The organism is Candidatus Weimeria sp. HCP3S3_B5, assembly GCF_052064335.1.
Taxonomy (GTDB): domain Bacteria; phylum Bacillota; class Clostridia; order Lachnospirales; family Lachnospiraceae; genus Weimeria.
Genome location: NZ_JBQHVU010000019.1, coordinates 42,158 through 50,652, shown reverse-complemented (window position 1 = coordinate 50,652; position 8,495 = coordinate 42,158). Strand labels below are relative to the sequence as shown.

General features: G+C 47.2%; 8 protein-coding genes and 1 pseudogene. 5 read left to right on the top strand and 4 right to left on the bottom strand.

Annotated elements, in window-relative coordinates; translation table 11 throughout:
* Positions 1-352 (bottom strand): annotated as a pseudogene (locus tag ACTNCK_RS09530) (hypothetical protein); the annotation flags it as partial.
* Positions 353-451: 99 nt separating this feature from the next.
* Positions 452-1,357 (bottom strand): hypothetical protein, encoded by a 906-nt coding sequence (locus ACTNCK_RS09525; protein ID WP_441082312.1) that lies wholly within the window; start codon positions 1,355-1,357, stop codon positions 452-454.
* A gap of 290 nt (positions 1,358-1,647) precedes the next feature.
* Here ACTNCK_RS09525 and ACTNCK_RS09520 point away from each other — a divergent pair, with 290 nt between their 5' ends.
* Entirely contained in the window at positions 1,648-3,198 is a 1,551-nt protein-coding gene (locus tag ACTNCK_RS09520) for a flagellin N-terminal helical domain-containing protein (RefSeq protein WP_441082310.1), read from the top strand.
* Between the two features lie 487 nt (positions 3,199-3,685).
* On the opposite strand, the gene ACTNCK_RS09515 is transcribed toward ACTNCK_RS09520, so the two are convergent.
* Positions 3,686-4,507 (bottom strand): aldo/keto reductase, encoded by an 822-nt coding sequence (locus ACTNCK_RS09515; RefSeq protein ID WP_441082308.1) that lies wholly within the window; start codon positions 4,505-4,507, stop codon positions 3,686-3,688.
* A 215-nt stretch (positions 4,508-4,722) separates the two neighbouring features.
* Here ACTNCK_RS09515 and ACTNCK_RS09510 point away from each other — a divergent pair, with 215 nt between their 5' ends.
* The 4 genes from ACTNCK_RS09510 to panD are packed head-to-tail and all read left to right on the top strand — an operon-like array spanning position 4,723 to position 7,622.
* Complete coding sequence (locus tag ACTNCK_RS09510; protein ID WP_441082306.1) at positions 4,723-5,559, top strand: Rossmann-like and DUF2520 domain-containing protein; 837 nt, start codon at positions 4,723-4,725, stop codon at positions 5,557-5,559.
* Positions 5,550-6,392, top strand: a complete 843-nt coding sequence (gene panB / locus ACTNCK_RS09505; RefSeq protein WP_441082304.1) for a 3-methyl-2-oxobutanoate hydroxymethyltransferase — start codon at positions 5,550-5,552, stop codon at positions 6,390-6,392. Before ACTNCK_RS09510 ends, panB begins: the two co-directional genes overlap by 10 nt.
* Positions 6,389-7,234 carry a pantoate--beta-alanine ligase gene (panC, locus tag ACTNCK_RS09500; protein WP_441082302.1) on the top strand — a complete coding sequence of 282 codons (846 nt, stop codon included), beginning with the start codon at positions 6,389-6,391 and terminating at the stop codon, positions 7,232-7,234. Before panB ends, panC begins: the two co-directional genes overlap by 4 nt.
* A 4-nt stretch (positions 7,235-7,238) precedes the next feature.
* Positions 7,239-7,622 (top strand): aspartate 1-decarboxylase, encoded by a 384-nt coding sequence (gene panD, locus ACTNCK_RS09495; protein ID WP_441082300.1) that lies wholly within the window; start codon positions 7,239-7,241, stop codon positions 7,620-7,622.
* A 460-nt stretch (positions 7,623-8,082) separates the two neighbouring features.
* Here panD and ACTNCK_RS09490 read toward each other — a convergent pair whose 3' ends face one another.
* Positions 8,083-8,490, bottom strand: a complete 408-nt coding sequence (locus tag ACTNCK_RS09490) for a hypothetical protein (RefSeq protein ID WP_441082298.1) — start codon at positions 8,488-8,490, stop codon at positions 8,083-8,085.
* Positions 8,491-8,495: the final 5 nt, after the last annotated feature.

Sequence of the window (8,495 nt, the reverse complement as noted above, 5' to 3'; positions counted from 1 at the left end):
CTCTTCGTCCTTCATCTACAGCCTTTTCAATAGTTTTTTCCTGATCGTATTCAGTCAGTACCATCTTCATCACCTCGCTTCTGTTGTCAAGCAGGAATGGCTTTATCATATTGTCTTCCGGCATCTGATCAATGGCGGTATATACCGCTGCCTCGAGATCGTTCTTATCCTTCTGTAGCGTGCGGACCCTGTCGATAAACCAGGCATACTCACGGAGCGGTCTGCAGGCCTCCATCAGCGCCTTGTTCTTGCCATAGTTGATATTAAGCATAGTGACGAGGACCTCTATATCCCCATCACCCTCATATGCATCACTAAGCCGAAGGACACTGCTCTCAGGCTCATCCCGCATGCCATTGTAAAAGCAGACACATCTGGGACTTGGGATCTTCGATCTATAATAAAGGGCCCCGGTCTCCCAGAGCCCCACTTGAATTTCACATGACTTAATTTAAAGTGCCGTCACATGCAGCTTATCAGCCAGCTTCCTTATCGCTGATTCCGGAAGTCTGCTGATCCTTGAGATAAACGAGACTGTATGGTTTCCGTCCTGAAGCAGTTCAGTAGCAACTTCGACATTTCTTTCATCACGGCCTTCTTTTAGGCCTTCTTTTCTTCCTTCGTTTCTTCCTTCTCTTCGTCCTTCATCTACAGCCTTTTCAATAGTTTTTTCCTGATCGTATTCAGTCAGTACCATCTTCATCACCTCGCTTCTGTTGTCAAGCAGGAATGGCTTTATCATATAGTCATCCGGCATCTGATCAATGGCGGTATATACCGCTGCTCCAAGATCGTTCTTATCCTTCTGTAGCGTGCGGACCCTGTCTATAAACCAGGCATACTCACGCAGCGGTCTGCAGGCCTCCATCAGCGCCTTGTTCTTGCCATAGTTGATATTAAGCATGGTGACGAGGACCTCGATATCTCCGTCACCCTCATATGCATCACTAAGCCGAAGGACACTGCTCTCAGGCTCATCCCGCATGCCATTGTAAAAGCAGACACATCTGGGAGCAGGGATATTCTGGATCAGGCTGCTGTACTCATAGTAGCTGCTGCTTTTTATGTACTTATCATAGAGATCTCCTGAGTAGAGCAGGAATCTCATCGGCATATTCGGGTTGAAGGTGCTCTGATGCTCCCACAGCTCCATATCTGAGCTTATGATAAAGGATACATCATTCTTCATCCCCATATACACTGCGTCCTCTATCGTATTGAAGCTTATAGCTTCCGGATCGGTATAAGCTGATCCACGGATAGCATTGTAAAGTGATAGCGTCCAGGCCTTGTTCGCTGGATTGCCAAAGATAAACTTAAAGAGTCTGTCCTTATACTCCCTGTTCACATCTGCCATATTCTCCTCCTGTAAAAAACTGTTTGCTTTTGTGACAGTTACTTTCTGTCTCTATTATATCAGCCGGATAGAGAAATTACTATATCTTTTTATCTTTTCAATGCACTATTTCATACCAGAAAGTTGCACTCCACATACATAGAATCCTCTCCTGCCCCGTCCATGTGCACTACGACATCGGGAGGCGGATTCATACAGGAACTGCGGGAAAGGGATTCCCGCTTCACACTAAGGCTTGCCGGATGGTTCTAAAGGACACGGCAGCCAGAGATTACATGGAGGTAATTATTATGGTAGTACAGCACAACATGCAGGCAGCCAATGCCAACAGGATGCTCGGCATCACAACAGGAGCTCAGGCCAAGAGCACAGAGAAGCTTTCTTCCGGATACAAGATCAACAGAGCAGCTGACGATGCAGCAGGACTTGCTATTTCCGAGAAGATGAGATCCCAGGTCCGCGGACTTGACAGAGCTTCAACCAATGCTCAGGATGGTATCTCAGTAGTACAGACAGCCGAGGGTGCCCTTAATGAAGTACATTCAATGCTTCAGAGAATGAATGAGCTTTCCACACAGGCTGCTAACGATACTAATACCACACAGGACAGGAAGCAGATCCAGCTCGAGGTAGACCAGCTCACCTCAGAGATCGACCGTGTATCATCTACTACACAGTTCAACACGATGAACCTGCTCGATGGCTCGTTCTCTAAGAAGAACCTGCAGGTAGGCTCACTCTCAGGACAGACTATAGAGCTGAATATCGGCGAGATGAGCGCAAAGGGACTGGGACTGTCAGACGGCTCGGCTACAACAGCTACAGTGTCACTGACAACCGACGAAGTGCAGAAACAGTATGGTGCGTTAGCACTAACTAACGGAACTGCCAGCACGACATACATGTACTTCGACCACACACCTACTACATCTGAAAGAGACACAGACGGCGATGGGAAATCTGATACCGCTCTTGCAGTTGATGCCGGTGCTGGTTGGTATGAGGTAGATGCAGATGGTAAAATCGCTAAAGGTCAAGCTCTGACTCTAACAGACCCGCAAAAGAAAAATGAAGGTTTTAAAAACGCTAAGAATGGTGATAAGATCTCACTTGGCGCAGATAAAAAAGTAACATCCGCAGAAAACCACTCTAAACCAGCAACACACCCGAACAGTCTAAGCACAGATGAGATCTCAGCGAAGTACGGTGACATGCTCTACGATGGAACCGGCGCTGCCCTCGCAACAGGCAAATCATATGTCTACTACGACGCAGAAACAATAAAAACCGCAGATTTCGCAACGGGCGTTACCAACAAAGCCACAACAGCCGGGTGGTACGAGATAGGCACCGACGGGAAAATCGCAGCCGACGGTGCGACATCGGCAAACTCAAGCGCATCTGTCGATATCAAAACAAAAGACTCCACGACACCATTAGTGGGTAAAGCTGGCGATAAAATAACAATTGATGGTACAACTGCCGGAAAGATCGCATCTGCAAGTGAGCTTGTCTCAGGTCCTGTTGGATCCGTCGGTGGTCTTGATGTCACCACCCACGATGGTGCTGAATCCGCTATGGATAAGGTTCAGTCCGCTATCGACAAAGTCTCTACCCAGCGTGCTAATCTCGGTGCTGTTCAGAACCGTCTCGAGCACACTATCGCAAACCTTGACAACGTATCTGAGAACACCCAGTCAGCTGAGTCACGTATCCGTGATACAGATATGGCCAAGGAGATGGTTCAGTACTCCAAGAATAATATCCTTGCTCAGGCAGGACAGTCAATGCTGGCTCAGGCTAACCAGAGTAACCAGGGAGTGCTTTCTCTCCTTCAGTAACATCAATTATGAAGACCTGAGTCTTCATATGAGAAATCGAATTTCACAGGCGAGGGTCCACTATAGTGGGCTCTCGCCTTTTTATAAGATGTATGTCATGAGCAGTGTTGATAATATTCCGATCAAAAAATCAAAAAGGCCCCGACAGGTTATTACAAACCCGTTTATAATAGAAAACGGTGTTATGAGAGGGCGAGATTTTTTATCCCGTTAAACTCGATAACAAATGTCTCGATTTCTCGAATAAGGCCTATGGATCCAAAGCCCGGCATGATACATACACTGGTAGGGTTACTGCTTTTTTTGATCCCTGTAGATCAGATAAAGGAAATTTGCTAATAATAGTGAGACATTTATAGAAGACCTTATGGGCGATATCCGATTACGCTTTGAGGATCAGACCAGACAGCTTGCAGTTACAGATCCATCCAGCCCCAATCTGGAAAAATACGAGAGAATGAGAAAGCTCTGCAACCGCCCCTATCATCTATATCTTCTCAAGAGGGACTTTTCCACAAGGTGCAGGAAAGCTCTTGTCAAGCTCTGCCATATAGGGATCTAAGTCTGCATAAAGGCCCTTAAGGTCAGATACTATATGCTGGTAGGTGGAGCTTGAGAAAAGGGCAGTCAGATCGTGAGTCCTCAGATCAAAGGCCAGCATTATGGCAGCCGGACTAAGGCCCATCTCCTCTCCTATCCTCCTTATGTGCTCATTGCATTCGCATCTTTTCAGATCGCCGGTGGATGCAGACCCAAGAGTGGAATACGACATAGGGCGTACATCATGCTCCTTAAGCCAGGGAAGAAGGTCGTACTCTATCCCGCGATGACAGATATTGTAGAGGACCTGATCTACACAGCAGTCACTTCCATGCTCTACAGCAAACAGATCCTCCATATCGGACACATCGAAATTCGAAACTCCCCAGTGCAGGATAAGGCCCTCCTTTACCGCATCATTCATAGCGTCAGCGACGAAGGCCAGATCAGCCTTCTCTCGCCAGTGCAGCAGATAGAGGTCTATATAGTCGGTTCCAAGCCGCATAAGAGACCTCTTAAGACTTCTGCCAAAGCCCTCTTTTGTCGCATTATCCGGCAGGATCTTATCCACCAGATAGATATCCTCTCTTCTGCACCGGGAAAGCACCCGTCCCAGAGCCTCCTCGCTCCTGCCCGTCCCGTACATCTCGGCCGTGTCAATAAGGCTCACAAGGCCCTCATTTATAGCACGCCCCATTGCCTCTTCAGCATCCTCATTCCTGTTCCAGAAAACGGTGGTGCCAAGTCCCACCTCAGGCATATTTATCATAGTAAGCTCCTTTTTTTGCTCAAAAATACTTTTATTTATGATTATAGCATATCCTGTCCCAGGGTAAAAATTAACCCTTTACAAATCCATTCAAATGCGCTACCCTATCATTCGGATGGTATTCGAAAGAAACTGTACCAGCATGGGATTTGCATTCCGGGATCGCTTCTCGCAGTTGACTTTATGTAAGCAGCAAGCATAATGGAGGTGATGGAATGAGGATTGGCTTTATAGGTGCCGGAAAGGTAGGCACAGCCCTTGGAATCTATTTCCACGAAAGGGGCTACCCCATATCGGGTTATCTGAGTCACAGCAGGGATCATGCAGCTTTGTCGGCAAGAGCAGCCGGCGCATCAGTTTTTAATGATTACATGGATATCGCCAGTCACAGCGATATCCTTTTTTTAACGGTTCCGGACGCTTCTATCAGGGATGTCGCAGGGGAGCTTGCCGCATCGGCAGATGATCTTACCAGTAAGTGGATCATTCATACGAGCGGTGCATACTCCTCCTCTGTTTTCCCTGATCTGTGCGGTGCGTGCGGTTTCTCTCTTCATCCGGCAATGGCCATATCAGATCCATATAAGGCCGCCGGAGATTTTTCATCCACTATTTTCACTATCGAAGGAGCTCCTGATGGAGCAGCTTTATTTTTCAGGGAGGCAGGACTTAATGTCCTTCCTATAGCAAGTAAGGATAAGGCTATCTACCACCTGGCCTGCGCTGTATCAAGCAATTTCGTGGTCGCTCTTTTTTCCTGGGCGACTGACCTGCTCTCTCAGGCCGGCTTTGGGGCAGAGGATGCCAGGAAGATACTTACTCCCATCTTTATATCCAATGCCAGCTCTGTGGCAGAAAAGGGGCCCGTAGCAGCCCTTACAGGTCCTGTAGAGAGGGCAGATAAGGATACGGTGGGTAAGCACCTGTCCTGTCTTTCTGACCCGTCTGACAGACAGCTTTACCGGCTCTTATCAGAAAAGCTTATCAGGCTGGCAGAAGAGAAAAATCCTTCGAGAAGGTATGATGATCTGGAGGAATCATTATGGCATTAAAAAAACAGACAGTAACTACTCTTCAGAAAATGAAGACAGATGGCGATAAGATCGCAATGCTTACCTGCTATGATTTCACGACCGCAAGGCTTATCGAGCAGTCAGCTATCGATGCGGTGCTGGTTGGCGACTCTCTGGGAATGACGATGATGGGCTACGAGGATACCCTTCCTGTCACTATGGAGGATATGATACATCACAGTGCCTGTGTCTCAAGAGGGCTTAAGAATACCTTTCTAGTAGCCGATATGCCCTTCATGTCATATCACATCTCTGACCAGCAGGCCGTAGAAAACGCCGGCCGCCTGATAAAGGAGGGCCATGCAAATGCCGTAAAGCTCGAGGGCGGCGCCAAATACTGTTCCAGGATAAGAGCCATTGTAGACGCCCAGATCCCTGTAGTCGCCCATATAGGGCTCACACCCCAGTCAGTAAACGCCTTCGGCGGCTTCAAGGTCCAGGGCAGGAATGTCTCCCGTGCCAGAGAGCTAATCGATGATGCAAAAAAGATCGAGCAGGCCGGCGCCTTTATGCTGACGCTTGAATGCGTACCTGAAAAGCTGGCATCCCTGATCACAGAGGAGATAGCTATACCTACTATAGGAATAGGAGCCGGAGCGGGCTGTGACGGGCAGATTCTTGTCTATCAGGATATGCTCGATATGTATGACGGCCTGGCTCCGAAATTTGTAAAGCATTTTGCCCATATAGGACGCGAAATGAAGGATGCCTTTAATGAATATTCCGATCAGGTAAAGAAGCGCTCCTTCCCGGTGACTGGCGAACATACCTTTAAGATATCTGATGAAGTAATGGAGGAATTAAAGAAATGATCATTGCTCTTACAATTGCTGATGTAAAAAAATATGTAAATGAATGGAAGAAAAATGGTGAGTCCATAGGTCTCGTGCCTACTATGGGCTATCTGCACGAGGGACACGCCTCTCTGATAAAGAGAGCAAGGGAGGAAAACGACCGCGTGATCGTTTCTGACTTCGTAAACCCTACCCAGTTCGGTCCTAACGAGGACCTTGATAGCTATCCTCGTGATTTTGAGGCTGACAAGAGGCTCTGTGAATCGATCGGAGCTGACCTTATCTTCCATCCGACTCCTGAGGAGATGTACGGAGAGAGCCACTTCACTAAGGTCCATGTGGACACTCTTACAGAGGGGCTCTGCGGGGCTGTCCGTCCTGTACACTTTGATGGAGTCTGCACTGTAGTGACCAAGCTTTTCCATATAGCAGAGGCCGACAGAGCCTACTTCGGACAGAAGGATGCCCAGCAGTTGGCTGTCGTAAAGCGTATGGTCCATGACTTAAACTACAACATCGAGATAATCGGCTGCCCTATCATCCGCGAGGAGGACGGTCTGGCAAAGAGTTCAAGAAACACCTATCTTTCTCCTGAGGAAAGAAAAGCTGCTGTCATCCTTTCTGCCTCTCTTCGCGACGCAAGAGCCATGATAGATTCTGGAGAAAAGGATCTGGATAAGATCACAGCCCTTATCACAGAAAAAATAAAGACAGAGCCTCTGGCCAGGATAGACTATGTAAGCGCAGTCGATTTCACCAGACTAAAGCCTAAAAAGACTCTTGACGGAGAAGAGACTCTCATTGCCATTGCTGTCTATATAGGCAAGGTACGTCTTATCGACAATATCATTGTGAGGTGATAAAATGCAGATTACTATCCTAAAATCCAAGATCCACCGTGCCATAGTGACTCAGGCGGAGCTCAACTATGTAGGAAGCATCACTATAGACGAGGAGCTTATGGAAGCCGCTCATATCAGGGAATATGAGAAGGTCGAGATCGCTGATGTGGAAAACGGCGAACGTTTCTCCACCTATGTGATAGCCGGCGAGGCCGGCAGCGGTATCATCTGCCTGAACGGTGCCGCCGCAAGGAAGGCCTCGGTAGGCGACCATGTGATAATCATGTGCTATGCAAATGCTGATATAGACCATGAGGAAATAGAAAAGCCTGTTGTAGTCTTAGTCGATGAGACAAATACTGCAACAGAAGTCAGAAGATACGAGAAGCACGGTAAGCTTGTATAAGTCACAAAAAGCCGTCCACTTGCGTGGGCGGCTTCTGGTCATCAGTGATGTATTGTATTCGTTTCTCCCTATATATCCAACAGATCTGTTATCTTTCTAGAAAACATATTCAATTGGGTTTACGAGTCTGTGACTAATCCGTCTCTCCTCGGATGTATGTAGATCGCATCCGCTTGTCCGACCTTCACTCTGCTCGGATTCCTTCTCACTGTATCAGGATGGTCTGCTATGCATCTCTGGTGAGGGACGACTTAGTGTTTGTAAAAATAATGTCTGTAAGTTTCATCTCGGCTAAAGTTTCCTGCTCACCGCCTTCACTAATCTATGGTTTATTGGAAGCTTCCTTTGTTTCTCTATGACTGTATTCTAATACCACTTGCGATCATTGTCAAGGGGTTTTGTCTGATTTTTACAAGAACCGTCACGTTTTACAAATATTGTCAGCTATTTTTGTGCAATATTACGAGTTGACATTCATAATAACATCACAATACTCAGGTATCTTTCTCAAAAGCTCCTCATAAAGCCTGTACCAGTGCTGAACTGTATTCTCAAGGAAAAAATAATGTGCCAGGTAAAAGGCCAGAAGGATCAGAAATCCCAGAAATATTGGTGCTGAGGCCAGAAAGGTCTCCGGAAGAAAGAGCATGACCATAAGCGCACAGAGAGTGATCACTATAGTAAAAAATACCACGATTAGATGGATAAACCTCTCATGCGCAAGGAAATGCAGCTTCCTCAGATGATAGGAAAGCTCTCTCTTCGTCTCCTCTGCCGTGTGATCGCCTGAGAGGAATCCCTCTACCTGCTTTTCATGCTCCCTGCACCATTTCTTCACATTGATCCCGTACTTGTCCTGTCTCATCATTTCTC

What these genes read in the sequence shown, in the direction of transcription:
- ACTNCK_RS09525 (WP_441082312.1), bottom strand. Translation starts at nt 1,357, where the DNA reads ATGGCAGATGTGAACAGGGAGTATAAGGACAGACTCTTTAAGTTTATC.
- ACTNCK_RS09520 (WP_441082310.1), top strand. Translation starts at nt 1,648, where the DNA reads ATGGTAGTACAGCACAACATGCAGGCAGCCAATGCCAACAGGATGCTC.
- ACTNCK_RS09515 (WP_441082308.1), bottom strand. Translation starts at nt 4,507, where the DNA reads ATGATAAATATGCCTGAGGTGGGACTTGGCACCACCGTTTTCTGGAAC.
- ACTNCK_RS09510 (WP_441082306.1), top strand. Translation starts at nt 4,723, where the DNA reads ATGAGGATTGGCTTTATAGGTGCCGGAAAGGTAGGCACAGCCCTTGGA.
- panB (WP_441082304.1), top strand. Translation starts at nt 5,550, where the DNA reads ATGGCATTAAAAAAACAGACAGTAACTACTCTTCAGAAAATGAAGACA.
- panC (WP_441082302.1), top strand. Translation starts at nt 6,389, where the DNA reads ATGATCATTGCTCTTACAATTGCTGATGTAAAAAAATATGTAAATGAA.
- panD (WP_441082300.1), top strand. Translation starts at nt 7,239, where the DNA reads ATGCAGATTACTATCCTAAAATCCAAGATCCACCGTGCCATAGTGACT.
- ACTNCK_RS09490 (WP_441082298.1), bottom strand. Translation starts at nt 8,490, where the DNA reads ATGATGAGACAGGACAAGTACGGGATCAATGTGAAGAAATGGTGCAGG.